Below are 15,341 nucleotides of genomic sequence, written 5' to 3'. Positions count from 1 at the left end.
CATGTCCGACCACCCGACCCATGACCTGGCCGTCATCGGCCTCGCCGTCCGGCTCCCCGGAGCAGAGGACGTGACCGACCTGCGCACGTTCCTGGCCGGCGACACCGTCGCGGTGTCGCCGGTGCCGGCCGCCCGCTGGGCGCCGGGCCTGCTGCCGCGCCCGGGCCTGCGCGGGGGCTTCCTGCAGGATCCGCACTCGTTCGACCACGAGGCGTTCGGCCTGTCCGCCGAGGACGCGGTCCGCATCGACCCCCAGCACCGCGTGATGTTGGAGATCGGGGCGCGCGCCCTCGAGGAGGCCGGCTATCGGGGCCGCCGGCGGCTGCGGGCCGGGGTGTTCGTCGGCAGCAGGATGAACGCCTACGGCTACGACGCGGCCCTCCCGGGCCCCGGGTCCCCCACCGGGCCGCCCGCCGCCACGCTGTGGGGCCGGTCGCAGAACTTCGCCGCGGCCTGGCTGGCCGACCGGCTCGACCTGGCGGGGCCGGCGCTGGTGCTCGACACGGCCTGCTCGTCCTCGCTCACCGCCCTGTGGGCGGCCTGCCTCAGCCTGCGCAGCGGTGACTGCGACCTGGCCGTGGTCGGCGGCGTGGACCTGCTCGTCGACCCGCTCACCTACCGACTGCTCGACGGGGCCGGGGCCCTGTCCGCCGACGGGCTGTGCCGCACGTTCGACCGTCGCGCGGACGGTTACGTCCCCGGGGAAGGGGCGGTCGCCCTGGTGCTGAAACCGCTGGCGGCGGCGCAGCGCGACGGCGACCGTGTGCTCGGGACGATCGTGCACGTCGCCGCCAACAACGACGGCGCGACCATGGGTGTCACGACGCCCAACCTGGAGGCCCAGGTCGAGCTCCTCGACGGGGTCTACCGGCGGGTCGACCCCGACACGGTCCAGATGGTGGAGACACACGGCACGGGCACCGCGATCGGCGACCCGATCGAGGTCCGCGCCCTCTCCGAGGTGTTCACCCGGCACGGGATGGCCCCGGGTTCGGTCGCGCTCGGCTCACTCAAGAGGCGGATCGGGCATCTGCACTCCGCTGCCGGCCTGGCCGGGCTGGCCGGCCTGCTCTGCGCGCTCGCCGAGGAGATCGTCCCCGGCCTGCACGTCGAACAGCCCAACCCACGCCTGCAGATCGACGGAGGGCCGCTGCGGCTGACCGGGGCGGCCGAGACGTGGCCCGCGGCGACGGTCCGAGGGGCCGGGCTGAGCGCGTTCGGCTTCGGCGGGACGAACGTCCACGCCGTGGTCACCGGGGCGCCGCCGGTCCCGCCGCGTGCCGGCACCGGTCCCCACGTGCTCACGCTGTCCGCCCGGACGCCGTACGGGGTGCGTGAGCTCGCCACCCAGTGGCTGGAGCTGCTCCCCCGGCTCGGTCCCGGTCTCGACGACGCCTGCGCCACCACCCGGCTCTCCCGCCCGCACCTCGCGGCACGGATCGCGGTGTCCGGTGACGGCGCCGACGCGCTCGCGGCAGCCCTGCGGGACACGCTGTTGCGCACCGGGCCGGGGTCGGCACCACACCGGGCACCGGCGCCACCCGTCCCGGGCGGCGACGCCGGGACCTGGCTGCCCTGGCTGGCCGAACAGGTCCCGGCCGTCGCACGGCTGGTGGACCGGTTCGTCACCGCCACCGGGGATCCGATCGGCGCCTGGGGGGCCCGCCGTACCGCGCTCTGCGGCGCGATCGCCTGGCCGGTCGCGCTGGTCGCCCTGGGGGCACCCGACGCGGCGCTCCCCGGGGAGGGGCCGGGTGCGGTGACCGCCGCCTACGCACTCGGCGACGACCCCGACCCCACCGCGGCGGTCGCGGCGCTGCTCGCCGCCGGCACCCCGGTCGAGGGCCCCGGTCCTCTCGACGGCACGACCGGCCCGGCCGACGTCGCCGGCAGGATCGCCGCGGTCCTCGCCGCCCTGTACGCCGACGGGCACGACGTGGACTGGAGCCGCCACCGCGCCGGCCGGCCGTTCCGGACGGCCGAGGTCCCGATGACCCAGGCCGACGGGCGGGTGCTGGACCTGCGGGAGCCGCAGCGGTCGGCCGAGTCCGGCGGGCCGCTGCGGGTACTGCAGCCGCTCGGGGCGGACGGCTTCGCCTTCGAGCGGGTCCACGGCCCCGGCGAGGTTCCCATCGCGCAGCACTCGGTGTTCGGCGAGGCGATGCTGCCGGGAATGGCGTGGCTGGACCTGCTGAGGGCCGGAGCGGTGGCCGCCGGCGGGACGTTCGGTGGCCTCGCCGACCTGGTGTTCCACCGCCCGTTGCGGGCGGCGCAGCCGGAGGTCGTGACGTGCAGGACCACCGGCGACGGCGCCTTCGAGCTCCGGGGACCGGACGGCCCGTACGCGCACGGGCGCTACGTCACCACCGCCGTCGCCCGGCCCGCCCGTCTGGACCTGGGCCCGCTGCTGGAGACCTGCGGGCCACTGAGGTCCGGTACGACGCTCTACCGCAGACTGCGTGCGCTCGGCTATCGGCACGGCCGCTACTACCGCAACATCTCGTGGGTCGCGGCCGTACCCGACGGCACGCTCGCCCGCGTCGAGGGAGCGCGTCAGCGCAGCTGGAACGACGACGGGGTCGAGCTGTTCCCCGGCCTGCTCGACAGCGTCACGATCGCCGCACTGGACCTGGACCATGCGATCGCGGGCCGGGCCGACGCCCCGGTGTTCATCCCCTTGTCGATCGGCGCGGTGGAGGTGCACGGATCTCTGGAACGAGCCGCGTTCGTCCACACCCGGGTCGGGTTCTGGAACGAGGAGGCCTGCCGGGTCACCCAGACCGTCACCGACGACGCCGGGTCGGTCGTGATGGTGCTGCGTGACATCTCCTCGAAGCGGGTACCGGCAGCCGCCTTCGCGCCGACCGATGCGGCGACGTCCGCGCCGACGGCGCCGGAACGGGCCCCCACCCCGGCGGAGGTCACCGCCGAGGCGGCGGTTCCGGCGGTTCCGGCGATCGGTCCGTCCTCGCGGACCGGCGTGGTGGCATCGTCCGGCGCGGACGGGCGACCGGCCCCCGCCGTGGTGCTCGACTGGTTCCTGGCCGAGGCCGGGCTCGGTCACGACGACACCGACGAGGAGTTCCTGTCCACCGGGTTCGACTCGGTGGGCCTGGTCGACCTCAGCGAGCGTCTGTCCCGCGAGCGCGGCCTGTCGCTCTACCCGACGGTGTTCTTCGAGTTCCCGACACCAGGACGGTTCGCCGCTTTCCTGGCCGAGGACGCGCCGGAGCTGGTGCGCGCGCTGCGGGCAGAGCGGCCCGGCGCCGGCGGCCGGACCGACGACGCGTCCCGACAGCCGACGGGCGGCCCGCCACCCGCGGACCCACCCGGCTCGGACCGGCCGCCCGTACCCCCGTCGAGATCCCTGGCCGCGGGGCCGACCACCCCGGCACCGGTGGCCGCCACACCGACGCCGGCACCCACCGTGGCCCCGGCGGGCGAGCCGGCCGGGAGACCCACCGGCCCGCGCCCGGCCGACCCGGCGGACCGGGATCCGTCGCGCGACGTCGCGGTCGTCGGCATGGCCGTCCGTGTGCCCGGTGCCTCCACCCCCGAGCAGATGTGGCAACTGCTGCGGGACGGCGTCGACACCGTCGACGAACTCCCCGCCGGCAGGTGGGCCGGCCACCCGGACTCCGCCCCACGCGCATCGTTCCTGCCGGAGGTCGACCGGTTCGACCCGACACCCTTCCGGATCTCGCCGCGCGAGGCTCCGATGATCGACCCGCAGGCCCGGATCGTCTACGAGACGATCTGGGAAGCGTTGGAGGACGGCGGTCGGATCGGCCCGCGGGCCGAGGGCAGCAGGACCGGGCTGTGGATCGCCTACAGCCACGACCACTACCACTACCACGAGGAACGCGCCCGGCTCGGTGTCGGTGACGGCCGCGGGCTGGGCCTCGAGGCGATGATCCCGAACCGGCTGTCGCACCTGATGGACTGGACCGGACCGAGCATGGTGGTCAACACGCTGTGCTCCTCTGCCCTGGTCGCCCTGCACACCGCGCTGGCGCACCTGCGCTCGGGGGACATCGACACCGCCGTGGTCGCCGGGGTGCATGCGGCGATCAGCCCTGAGTACTTCGCCTCGATGACGGCGATGCGGGCCCTGTCCCCGCAGGCCCGGTGCGCCGCCTTCGACGCGGGTGCCGACGGTTTCGTACCCGGTGAGGGTGCCTCGGCCGTCGTGCTGCGCCGCTCGGCCGACGCCACCGCCGAAGGCGACCGGGTCCGCGGACTCGTCATCGGCGCAGCCGTCAACCACGGCGGCCGCACCAGCCGGTACTCGGCCCCGAGCCCGACGGCCCAGCGCGACGTCATCACCGCGGCACTGCGGGACGCCGACGTGTCGCCGGACTCCATCTCCCTCGTGGAGGCACACGGCACGGGCACCACGCTCGGCGATCCGATCGAGGTCGACGGGCTGACCCGGGCCTGGCGTCGGCACACCGACCGCCGCCAGTTCTGTGCCATCGGCTCGGTCAAGTCGAACATCGGCCATCTGGAGCCCGCCGCCGGTCTGGCCGGTCTGGTCAAGGTCCTCCTCGCCTTCGAGCACGCCACGATCCCGGCCACCTTGCACCTGACCAGGCCGAACGACCACATCCGGTTCGAGAACACACCGTTCTTCCCCGCCGTCGACGCGCTGCCCTGGCACCGGGGCGACGGTCCCCGGCGCGCGGCCCTGTCGGCGTTCGGGATGGGCGGGGTGAACGCCCACGTCGTGCTGGAGGAGCCCTCCCCCCTGGTGCGACCCGCCGTTGCGGCCGGACGCAGCCATGTCCTCACCGTGTCGGCTCCCACCGAGGACGCCGTGCGGGACCTCGCCGACCGCTACGCCCGGTCCGTCACCGCTCTCCCGGACGACGACGACCTCGCCGCCGTCGCCTGGACCTCGCGTGCGGGGCGGGCCCGCCAGCGCCACCGCGTGGCGGTCCACGGCACGACGCGCGCCGAGCTCGCCGCACGGCTCACCGCCGTCGCGACGGGGGCCGCGGACGCGGCACCGGTCATCCGGACGGGTACGGGAGCAGGAGGTCCGACGGTGTTCCTGTTCACCGGCCAGGGCTCCCAGTACCCGGGCATGGGCGCCGACCTCTACCGCGACGAGCCCGTGTTCCGTTCCGCCGTCGACGACTGCACGGCGATGCTGGCGCCCTGGCTCGCGGTCCCGCTGCCGGAGCTGCTGTTCCGGTCCGAGGCCGGGGTGCTGACCCGGACCGACCACGCGCAGGTCGCGATCGTCGCCGTCCAGGTCGGGTTGGTCCGGCTGCTGGACTCCTGGGGGATCCGTCCCGGGCACGTGATCGGGCACAGCGTCGGCGAGCTCACCGCCGCATGGGCCGCGGGGTGCCTCGCGCTGCCCGACCTCATGCGGGTCACCGCCTGCCGGGGGCGGGCCATGCTCGCCCAGCCGGCGCCCGGCTCGATGGCCGTCGTGCACGCCGACCGGGTGACCGTCGCCGAGATCCTGCGCGACCACCCGGGGCTGGAGGTCGCCGCGCACAACGGGCCGCGCAACACCGCGGTCGCCGGCCCGCGGGAGCACATCGTGGCACTGCGGGACCGGCTCACCGCGACGGCGCAACCGGTCGCGGTGACACCGCTGAGTGTCAGCCACGCGTTCCACTCGCGGGACATGTCGGGCGCCGTGCCCGCGCTGCGGTCGGAGCTCGCGACGGCCGGGTTGCGGCCACCGGAGATCGCCTTCACCTCCACCGTGACCGGGACCCGGCACACGGCGGAGACCGCGACCGACCCGCAGACGTGGGCCGACGGTCTGGTCGAGCCGGTGCTCTTCCACGAGGCACTGACCGAGGTCCACCGGAGCCGGCCGGCGGGCTACTGGGAGATCGGGCCGCAGCCCGTGCTCGCCCGGCTCGCCGCCGACCTCACTCCCGAGGCGGGGTTCGTGCGCTCGACCCTCGCCCGCGGCCGTACCGACGCGCTGTACCGGCACCTGTGCGACCACCACAACACCACCGACCCCGAGGTCGTCCTCGCGGGCACACCGCGGACGCCCGGGCCGGGTATCGCCGACCTGCCCCGGTTCCCGTTCGCCCGGACCCGCTACTGGGTCGACGACACCGGACGTCAGGACCGAAAGCCGACCGATAGGACAACCCTCTAACGTCGACGACCGGTTCCCCCGCGACCCCGGAGAGTGAGTACGTCCATGACGGAGTACGGCCTGAAGCGACACTTCGACAGCGGAGCGGCCCGCCTGCTCGGAGACCTGGTGACGCAGGTGCACCCGCAGTTCGACCTCGAGGGATACGTCACCGAGGTCGCGGCGCTGGTCCCCCCGCTCGAGCTGAAGGACCGCGTCCGGGTCCTCTCCGACGGCCTGCGCAGCAGGCTCCCGCAGGACTATCCGCAGGCCCTGGCGACGTTGCTGTCGATCCTCGGCGAGGAGCTGGCCGAGGGCGACGGAATGTTCAACACCAGCTGGTACCTCATGCCGGTGGCCCGGTTCGTGGAGGACCACGGTCTCGGTCACCCGGAGATCTCGCTCGACGCGATCGAACAGATCACCCGGCGGCACACCGGTGAGTACGCGATCCGGCCCTACCTCGACCAGCACCACGAGATCACGATGGAGCGGGTCCGGACCTGGGCCGGATCACCGAGCCTCAACGTGCGCCGGCTGGCGAGCGAGGGGATCCGGCCGCGGTTGCCGTGGGCGCGGACCCTGCACCGGTTCGTCCAGGACCCCACCCTTGTCCTGGAGGTACTGGAGGCACTGCGTTCGGACCCCTCGCCCTACGTCAGGAAGTCGGTCGCCAACAATCTCAACGACATCGCCCGCGACCACCCCGACGCCGTACTGGACGTGCTCGAACGGTGGGCCGCGGAGAGCCCGACCCCGGAGACGGAGTGGATCAGCAGGCACGCGCTGCGGGTTCTGGTGAAGAACGGCGACCAGCGAGCACTCGCCCTGTCCGGTGTGACCGGGGGCGAACACGTCCGGGCGGACCGGCTGGTGCTCAGCCCCGCCACCATCCGGCTCGGCGAGTCGGTCACCCTGCGTGCCGAGATCCGCAACACCGATCGGCACGCGCACACCGTCGCCGTCGACTACGTCGTGCACCACGTGCGCAACAACGGGCGCACCCTCCCCAAGGTCTTCAAGCTCGCCTCGGTCGAGCTGGGGCCCGGCGAGAGCCGGGCGGTGGAGAAGCGCCACCCGGTCCGGGAGATCACGACCCGCCGCTACTACCCCGGTACCCACGTCATCGACCTCCAGGTCAACGGTCGGGTCGTCGCCGCCGACGGATTCGAGCTCGTCACATGACCAGCCGGCGGACGCTCACCGCGGACGATCCGGTGGTCGCCGACCACCGCATCGACGGGGTCGGGGTGCTCCCGGCGGCGGCACAGATCGACCAGATGCTGCGGGCCGTCAGTGCCGGCGCACCCTCGCGGCGGTGGTGGCTGGAGCACGTGGTCCTCGCCGAGCCGCTCGTCGTCACCGACCGCGGGTCGGCTCTGGAGGTCGACGTCGCTGACGACGGCGCGGTGGTCCTGCGGGCCCGCCGGGCGGACGACCCGGACTCCCCGTCCCGGCTGCATGCCCGTGCGGTCGCGGCCGGGGCACCCCTTCCCCCGCCGACCTACCTCGACACCGCCGCGCTCGAGGCCTCCGCCGGACCCGAAGCGCCGCTGGCGGTCCTGGACGGCTGGCGCGCGGGCAGCGGGATCGTCTACGGCGAGCGGTACCGGGTGATGCGTTCGCTGCGACGCGACGGTGACCGGATGTTCGCGGTACTGCGACCGACGACCGACGAGCCCGGCGCCGTGATCGACCCGGCCGTGCTCGACGCCCTCCTCCAGGGGTTGGGGCTGCTGGACGACGGCGCCGCCGGGCGCTGCCTGCCGTGGTACATCGGGCGGATCTCCGTCCGTCGTCCGGTCCGGGGAACACTGCTGGCCCTCGTCGAGCGGACCCCGGGCGGCCCGGACGCCGCCGGATGCCGGGGGCGGGCGACGGTCTGCACCGAACAGGGTGAGGTCGTCCTCGAACTCGACCGCATCGTGCTGCGGACGGTCGGCCCGCCGGGCCGCACCGCCGCCGGTATGCCGACCCGCGCGTCCGGGACGGCCGGCTGCACGACGGTCCCCGGCTGGCGGGCCGCTCCGGCACCCGCGCCGACACCTCAGGACACCTCGAGGATCCTGGTCCTGGGCGACGCCCCCGGGATCAGGGGACCGGTGCGACGTCTCGGGCTCGAGGTCATCACCGACGGGACATTGCAGTCCCACCTGGCCGAGGAGCCGCCGGAGCTCGTCGTGCACGCCCCGGCCCCCGGCGGGGACGCGTGCACCCAGGTGCTGCAGGCGGCCGCACTGGCACGCACGCTGTCCGGCATCCGACCGTTCCCCGCCCTGACCGTCGTGACCCGCGACGCCCACGGGGAGCGTCCCGATCCGTCGCACACCGCGCTGTGGGGCCTGTTCCGTTCGGTGCGGACCGAGCACCCCCGGACGCCGGTCACGCTGCTGGACCTCGGCGGCGAACCGTCGGGGTCGTTCTCCGTCCCGCACGACGGCGGCGAGTACCGCCGGCACGGCGACGAGCTGCTCGTCCCCCACCGTCGCGACGCCGGCCCCGGCGACGGGCCACCGTTCGACCCGAGGGGGCGGCGCGTGCTGGTCACCGGGGGTCTGGGCGGACTCGGGCTGCTCGTCGCGGAGCTGCTGGCGGAGCTCGGGTGCGCACACCTGACCCTCGTCGGCCGCACCGCGCCGTCGGGGCGTCGGGGGGAGCGGATCGACCGGCTGCGCGAGCGGTGCGAGGTCCAGGTCCTGACGACGGACGTGGCCGCTCCCGACCCGGCGCTGGGTCGGGAGCGCTTCGACCTGGTGATCCACTCGGCCGGGGTGCTGAGGGACGGCCTGGTCCGGACGCTCACTCCTGAGCGGATCGCGGAGGTCCTGGCCCCCAAGATCTCGGGTGTGCAGGCACTCGATGCGATGCTCGACCGCGACCACCGCCCCGGCGCGGTGGTGCTGTTCAGCTCGATCAGCGCGGTCGAGGGGAATCTGGGCCAGAGCGCGTACGCCGCCGCGAACGCGTTCCTCGACGGCTACGCGGCCCGCCGCCGCTACGACGGCGAGCACTGGTGGAGCCTCGACTGGGGCCTGTGGAACGCCGGGATGGGCGAGGGCGTGGTCACTGCGGCCGCGGCCCGCGGCATCCCGGCGCTCGAACCGGACGCGGGTCTGGCGCTGCTGCGTGAGGTGCTGACCCGCCCACCCGGCCAGTACGTCCTGTCCGCACCCGCCCGACCGAAGGACGAACCGATGACCAGCACGCTGGACACCACCGACGCATGGACGTCCGTGAGCGCGATCCTCACCGGCACGATGCACCTGCCCGCGGTCGCTCCGGGCGACGACCTGCTCGAGCTCGGGCTGGACTCGATGATGGCCGTCGAGATCACCGCCGGCCTGGCGAAGGCCGGCTACGAGCTGGACCCCGCGCTCCTCTTCGAGCTGACCAAGGTGCAGGACCTGCTGGACCACCTCCGGTCCCTCCCCGTGCCTGCCCCGACTCCGGGCGGCGGGGCCCCGTCCGTGCCCACGACCGATGCCGGGGCCTCCTCGGTCCCGACGTCCGCACCTGCCGGATCCACGACCTCCGACGTGCGCCCCGCGTTCCGGCCCGACTGGGACCGTTTCCGTACGGAGCCGGTCGGTCCCGGGCACCCCGCGCCCGCCCCCTCGATCACACTCTCGTCGACCACACCCCCGTCGACCCCGGCCGCGGTGATCGCGCCGGCGCCCGCGGTGGTGCCGTCACCGCGCCCGGTCCCGGCACCGCCCGCGGTGACGCGGCCGATGCCGCACACAGCAGCGGCCGGCGCTGTGGGATCGGACGTCCTCGACCGGCCCGGCCCGCGCCCCGAGGGAGGCGCAGCAGGGGCCCCGACCGGGCCTCGGAGCGTGCCGGGACGCACACTGCCGGGCCGGCTGACCGACCGCCCCGGCGGGGGCTTCCTCGACCGCCGTATCGACGACCTCTCCCGGGAGGACCGGGCCGTCGTCGCCGAGGGTCGCTACTTCTACGAGCCGGTGGTCGAGGAGGAGACGGGCTCCTGGATCCGCTTCGACGACCGCTGGTACCTCAACTTCGCCTCCTACAGCTACCTCGGCCTGATCGGGCACGACTACATCGGGGCCCGGGTGCAGGAGGCCGTGCGCCGGCACGGCACGGGTGCGCACGGTGTCCGCCTGCTCGCGGGCACCCTCGGCCTCCACCGCGAGCTGGAGCTCGCGATCGCCCGGTTCCTGGGCACGGAGGACGCCATCGTCTACTCCAGCGGGTACATGGCGAACGTGGCCACGGTCGGCGCACTGGTGGGGCCCGGCGACACGGTGATCGGCGACGTCTACAACCACGCCAGTATCCTCGACGGGTACCGGCTGTCGGGGGCCCGGGTCCTGACCTATGCCCACAACGACCTCGACGATCTCGAGCGGGCGCTGCGCCAGTCCGGCGACGGCGGCAGGCTCGTCGTCACCGACGCCGTGTTCAGCATGGACGGCGACATCGCGCCGCTGCCGGGCATCGTCGATCTCTGCGAACGCTTCGACGCCCCGCTGATGGTGGACGAGGCCCACAGCCTGGGGGTGCTCGGCCGGACCGGACGAGGCATCACCGAGCACTTCGGCATCGGCGCCGACCGTGTTGCGGTCAAGATGGGAACACTGTCCAAGACCGTGCCCAGCGCCGGCGGCTACGTCGCCGGGAGTGCGGACCTGGTGTTCGCGCTGAAGAACAACGCCCGCGGCTGGATGTTCTCCGCCGCGGTCACCCCGGCGAACGCGGCCGCCGCGCTCGCCGCCGTCGAGGTGATGACGGCCGCACCGGGGATGGCCGAGCAGCTGCGCGGCCGCACCGGGCGCTACCGCGACGCGCTGCACCGGTCGGGCTTCGACACCCTGCACAGCGAGTCGCCGGTGGTGCCGGTCCTCTGCCGCGACGACGGCCAGGCCCAGGACCTCGCCCGGCTGTGCCAGGCCGACGGGGTGTTCGTCCAGCCCATCGTCTACCCGGCCGTGCCGCGGAGCCTTCCGCGGCTGCGGACCATCGTGAACCTGTCCCACACCGATGACGACATCGACCTCGCCGTGGAGGTCCTGACCCGCGCCGGCCGCCGGCTCGGGCTCGTCTGATCCGTCCGTTCCGTCCCGAAGGGAAGCATCATGGGTGACATCAACGGCAAGGCGTTCTTCGGTGCCGTGCTGCGGGCAGTGAGGTGTTCTCAGTAGCGGGGTGGCAGGTCGTGGCGACACGCCGAGGGTGGTGAGATGAGCGGGAACGGGGCAGGACCCCGGTAGATCGGTTCGGTCCAGCACAGATCGACACCGTCACCGAGGTCCTGCATGTCTGATCCTGTCACCTACACCGCTGTCCTCCCGATCGGGGAGCGCACCGTGGCCTATCTGGCGCGGCTCCTGGTCCTTCAACGCCGTCGACGTGGCACCCGGCGGCGGGCGTTGACCCCGTTCGCCCAGGCAGTGCTGGTGATCCGCTGGTTCTGTGATGCTACCCGGGTCCGATGTTTGGCCGGTGACAACGCGATCAGCACTGCAACGGCCTACCGTTACCTGCACGAAGGCATCGACGTCCTCGCCGCGGCCGCACCCGGCCTGCACGGAGCCCTGCTCGCCGCCCGCACAGCCGGGCACACCCACGTGAATCTCGACGGCACCCTGATCGCCACCGACCGGTGCCGCGCGCTCGGCCTCACCCCCGGGGTCGACCTGTGGTGGTCGGGCAAGCACCGCCGCCACGGCGGGAACATCCAGGTCCTCACCGCACCTGATGGATGGCCGCTATGGACCAGCGACGTGCGGCCGGGCCGCGAGCACGACACCCGCTGCGCCCGTACCCACCCCGGGCTGCTCGAGGGCCTGGCCGCGTTCACCGACGACACCCACGCCGCGCTGGGCGACCTCGGCTACGAAGGCGAAGCCGACCGGCTCACCGTGCCCATCAAACTCGCCCCCGGCCGCGGGCAGACGGTCAACCAGCGCACCGTCAACACCCTGCACTCAGCCCTTCGTGCTCTGGCCGAACGCGGAAACGCCCTGCTCAAGACCACCTTCGCCGCGTTGCGGCGAGTCACGCTATGTCCCTGGCGCACCGGCGCGATCACCGCAGCTGCGCTCGTACTACTCCACACCGAGTACGACCGCACGACATGATCAACCCGCTACTGAGAACACCTCACTGACCCGGATTAAATGAGCAGGGCCGGTTCAATGTCGGAATCAGGCCGTTCGGAGTAGCGACCGTTGACAGGTGGGTACTGTCAGCACCAGGTCGATCACGACGAGCTTCCTGGCGCCCCGCGCTTTGCCGCCCGACCAATGCGCTGCGGATCGAGACGACTGTCACGTTCCCCTCGATCGCCGAAATCGGACGGGAACATCATCGACAAGCCGACCGAGGAGCCACCATGAACCGACGGTCCCTGCTGAAGATCGCCGCAATGACGGCATTCACCGCAGCATTGCCGGAATCATCGGAACGCGGAGAGGGCGACCTGGCCACATCGACCGCCGAGCACCGTGGCGGATCGAACTTCGGCTGGTACGACCTGGCAGCGGGCTGCCGCCGTGAACCGTACGGGGTGATCAGCGCCTACCACCGGGCCCCGCGGCGGATCCTGGACCGGCTTCGGCAGATGCACGCCGCGGGGCAGCGACGGCTGCGCATTCCGGTGTTCCACAAGCACGGACCCGACGAGGGGACCTTCATCGACTCGACCGGTGGCCGGATGAGCGACCGGTCGGTCGCCGCGCTCGCCGGTCTGCTCGCCGCCGTCCGCGCGACAGGCTTCCAGGAGGTGGAGATCGGGCTGTTCCCCGGCAAGCAGAACTCACCGAAGAGCTGGTCGCGCTGGGAGCAGGGCCTCTACCTGGAGAACCTCGGCATCGTCGAGCACGCCCGAGCCGTCGTACGGGCCTCCGGCCTGCCCTACCTGCTGGACCTGTCCAACGAGCTCGTACCACCACCGGGCCGGCCGATGGCGCTGCGCTGCGCCCGACAGCTGTGGCAGGACTACACCGAGCGCCACGGCACCGCCGACACCGTCGGGTTCTCGTGCATCGGCGACACCGAACGGTTCACCATGCTGCCCGAGATCTACCGCGACGTCGCGCCCGACCGTCTCGAGTTCCACTTCTACGGCACCCCGGCCAACGACGAGTGGGCACGTTTCCTGTCCGCGCACCGAACCATCCGTGCCGCCGGACACGGGGCACGGCCATGGGTGATCGGCGAGGTGTTCTCCGACGACGCCGTCGCCGCCGCGAACCTGGCACGGGCGGTGCGGGCGACGGGGCAACGAGTGCACGCCCTCTACCAGTGGCCGCTGACCCGGCGACAGCTCTGCGCGGACGTGGAGACCGTGCCCGTGTCGTTCGCGGCCTACGCCGCTCACGGGTTCTGACCGTGGGAAGCACGGTGACCCGGCGTGCCGGGTCCTTCACCGGCTGCAGTTCTGTCACATCGGCGACATCGCTGTGACACGGCTAGGACAGTTCCGTGACCTGCCGACGACGACCGCCGTGCAGCCTGAGCTGAGCTCAGCCCCGGGCCCGGCTCAGCCGCGCCGAGCGATGCCCGGATGCCCCACGGCCCCGTCCGCCCGCCCGAGGGGTGAGTCCGGCCCGTCCAACAGCCAGCAGTAGGTGAGGGAGCATGCGCAATCGCGAACTGGTGCTCAGTTCGATCCAGCAACACCCCAATGTGACCCGGTCACAGATCGCTGAGCTGCTGGGATTGCCCCGCACCACCGTCACCGCCGCGGTCGCGTCCCTGGTCTCGGACGGCAGGGTGGAGGAGAACCCCACCCGACCCACCCACCGACGGGGCCGACCGGCGATGCTGCTGCGTGCCAGCGAGGCCGTCCGCCTCGTCGCGGCGGTGATCGTCCACCGCCACCACGTGCGGGTGACCCTCCACGACTCCGACGCCAAGCAGTGGGGCAGCGGGCGGAGAAGCCTGGCGCAGCTCGCGGAGGGCAGTGTGCTCCCCGTCGCGCGCGCTCTCCTGGACGAGCTCCTCGCGGAGGTGCGCACCCCACTCACCCCCGTCCTCGAGCGCGTGGTGGTCGGCGTCCCCTGCTTCCCCGACCCCGAGGGACAGATCTCGATGACCACCCTGGTCGAGGAGGCGCTCTCGGACCGCACGCGGGCCGGCGTCCTCGGCGAGGCCCACCGACCCGCGCTCGTCGCCTACCACGCCAGCCTGGCCGCGCTCGGGGAGTTCGAGTTCGGCGCGGCCCGCCGGAACCCGGAGTTCGTGTACCTGAAGTGCTCGCGGAACAGCATCGGAGCCGCAGTGGTCATGAACGGCACGGTCCGCCGCAGCGGGCGGGAGCTCACCGGATCCATCGCGCACCTGCACGTCGAGGAGGACGGCCCGCCGTGCCTCTGTGGCAGGCGGGGGTGCCTGGGCAGCGTCCTGGGCCCGACACGAGCCGAGATCCCCCGTCAGCGTGACTCGGAGGACGTCGCCACCGATGAGGCCGACCGGGACGGCCGTCCCCTGTCGCGGCGCGGGCGACGCGCGCTGGGCACCACTCTCGGCCGTCTCCTCGCACCCACCTGCGCGATCCTCGAGCCACAGGCCATCGTGATCGACTCGGCTCTCCGCCCGTTCGACGACGAGATCAGAAGGGCCATGACCGCCACGCTCCGGGACCACGCCGGCCCGGCAGCCGTCCGTGGGCTGGAGATCATCACCGGTGCTCTTCCCGACGCCGAGAGCGCCGGCGCCACCGCGCTCTCCCGCCGCGCCGCGATCTGAACCGGCACCACCGGGGACCGACCGCTGTGGACAGTGGAGCGACATGGAGGACACGAAGCAGAATCGCCACCGTCGGACCGCGGGCGACCCCGAAACGATTGTCGCCGTCAGCCGTGGTTCTTCCAGAAAGCGATCGACCTCTGCTTCATCTGAGCGACGAAGTCGACTGCCGAGGGCGAATTCAGGCGGTCGAAGCATCTAGCTCAACGAGTTCGGCGAATATCTCGGAGGGCTTCTTCCAGTTGTGGATCTTACGGGGTCGGTCGTTGATATCGCAAGCCACCATCGCCAGATACTTCGGGTCCGAGGTGATTTCCGTGCCTTTCGGGAAGTACTCGCGCACGATGCGGTTGAGGTTCTCGTTGCTGCCGCGTTCCCACGGCGAGTGCGGGTGGGCGAAGTACACCGGCATCGACCCCTTGGTGACGGCGGCGTGGCCGGCCATCTCCGCCCCGCAGTCCCAGGTCAGCGAGGCCCGCATGTGGGCGGGCAGGCCACTGGTGGCGGCGATGAC

At 73.0% G+C, this 15,341-nt stretch carries 7 protein-coding genes; 6 read left to right on the top strand and 1 reads right to left on the bottom strand.

Annotated features, from left to right (window positions below; translation table 11 throughout):
* Position 1: 1 nt before the first annotated feature.
* The 6 genes from Ae331Ps2_RS22485 (at position 2) to Ae331Ps2_RS22460 (ending at position 14,827) form a co-directional block, all read left to right on the top strand.
* The gene (locus Ae331Ps2_RS22485; protein WP_075306659.1) at positions 2-6,133 is read left to right on the top strand and encodes a type I polyketide synthase; all 6,132 of its coding nucleotides are present in this window, start codon (positions 2-4) and stop codon (positions 6,131-6,133) included.
* Between the two features lie 45 nt (positions 6,134-6,178).
* Positions 6,179-7,297 carry a DNA alkylation repair protein gene (locus Ae331Ps2_RS22480; RefSeq protein WP_075306660.1) on the top strand — a complete coding sequence of 373 codons (1,119 nt, stop codon included), beginning with the start codon at positions 6,179-6,181 and terminating at the stop codon, positions 7,295-7,297.
* Positions 7,294-11,181, top strand: coding sequence for an aminotransferase class I/II-fold pyridoxal phosphate-dependent enzyme (locus Ae331Ps2_RS22475; RefSeq protein WP_075306661.1), 3,888 nt, complete (start codon positions 7,294-7,296; stop codon positions 11,179-11,181). Before Ae331Ps2_RS22480 ends, Ae331Ps2_RS22475 begins: the two co-directional genes overlap by 4 nt.
* 210 nt (positions 11,182-11,391) lie before the next feature.
* Positions 11,392-12,216 (top strand): transposase family protein, encoded by an 825-nt coding sequence (locus tag Ae331Ps2_RS22470; protein WP_075313133.1) that lies wholly within the window; start codon positions 11,392-11,394, stop codon positions 12,214-12,216.
* 254 nt (positions 12,217-12,470) lie between these two features.
* The gene (locus Ae331Ps2_RS22465) at positions 12,471-13,466 is read left to right on the top strand and encodes a hypothetical protein (protein ID WP_139318736.1); all 996 of its coding nucleotides are present in this window, start codon (positions 12,471-12,473) and stop codon (positions 13,464-13,466) included.
* Between the two features lie 251 nt (positions 13,467-13,717).
* Positions 13,718-14,827 (top strand): ROK family transcriptional regulator, encoded by a 1,110-nt coding sequence (locus Ae331Ps2_RS22460; protein WP_075306663.1) that lies wholly within the window; start codon positions 13,718-13,720, stop codon positions 14,825-14,827.
* 181 nt (positions 14,828-15,008) lie between these two features.
* Here the strand turns inward: Ae331Ps2_RS22460 and Ae331Ps2_RS22455 are convergent.
* On the bottom strand, positions 15,009-15,341 hold a 333-nt coding region (locus Ae331Ps2_RS22455; protein ID WP_217695647.1), incomplete at its 5' end, for an IS30 family transposase.

The sequence above is a fragment of the Pseudonocardia sp. Ae331_Ps2 genome, assembly GCF_001932405.1.
In the GTDB taxonomy this organism is placed as follows: Bacteria; Actinomycetota; Actinomycetes; order Mycobacteriales; family Pseudonocardiaceae; genus Pseudonocardia.
This window is presented reverse-complemented; position numbering and strand designations above follow the sequence as displayed.

Bases quoted from the DNA above. Each gene is read 5' to 3' on its own strand.
- Ae331Ps2_RS22465 (WP_139318736.1), top strand. From the start codon at position 12,471: ATGAACCGACGGTCCCTGCTGAAGATCGCCGCAATGACGGCATTCACC.
- Ae331Ps2_RS22485 (WP_075306659.1), top strand. From the start codon at position 2: ATGTCCGACCACCCGACCCATGACCTGGCCGTCATCGGCCTCGCCGTC.
- Ae331Ps2_RS22470 (WP_075313133.1), top strand. From the start codon at position 11,392: ATGTCTGATCCTGTCACCTACACCGCTGTCCTCCCGATCGGGGAGCGC.
- Ae331Ps2_RS22475 (WP_075306661.1), top strand. From the start codon at position 7,294: ATGACCAGCCGGCGGACGCTCACCGCGGACGATCCGGTGGTCGCCGAC.
- Ae331Ps2_RS22460 (WP_075306663.1), top strand. From the start codon at position 13,718: ATGCGCAATCGCGAACTGGTGCTCAGTTCGATCCAGCAACACCCCAAT.
- Ae331Ps2_RS22480 (WP_075306660.1), top strand. From the start codon at position 6,179: ATGACGGAGTACGGCCTGAAGCGACACTTCGACAGCGGAGCGGCCCGC.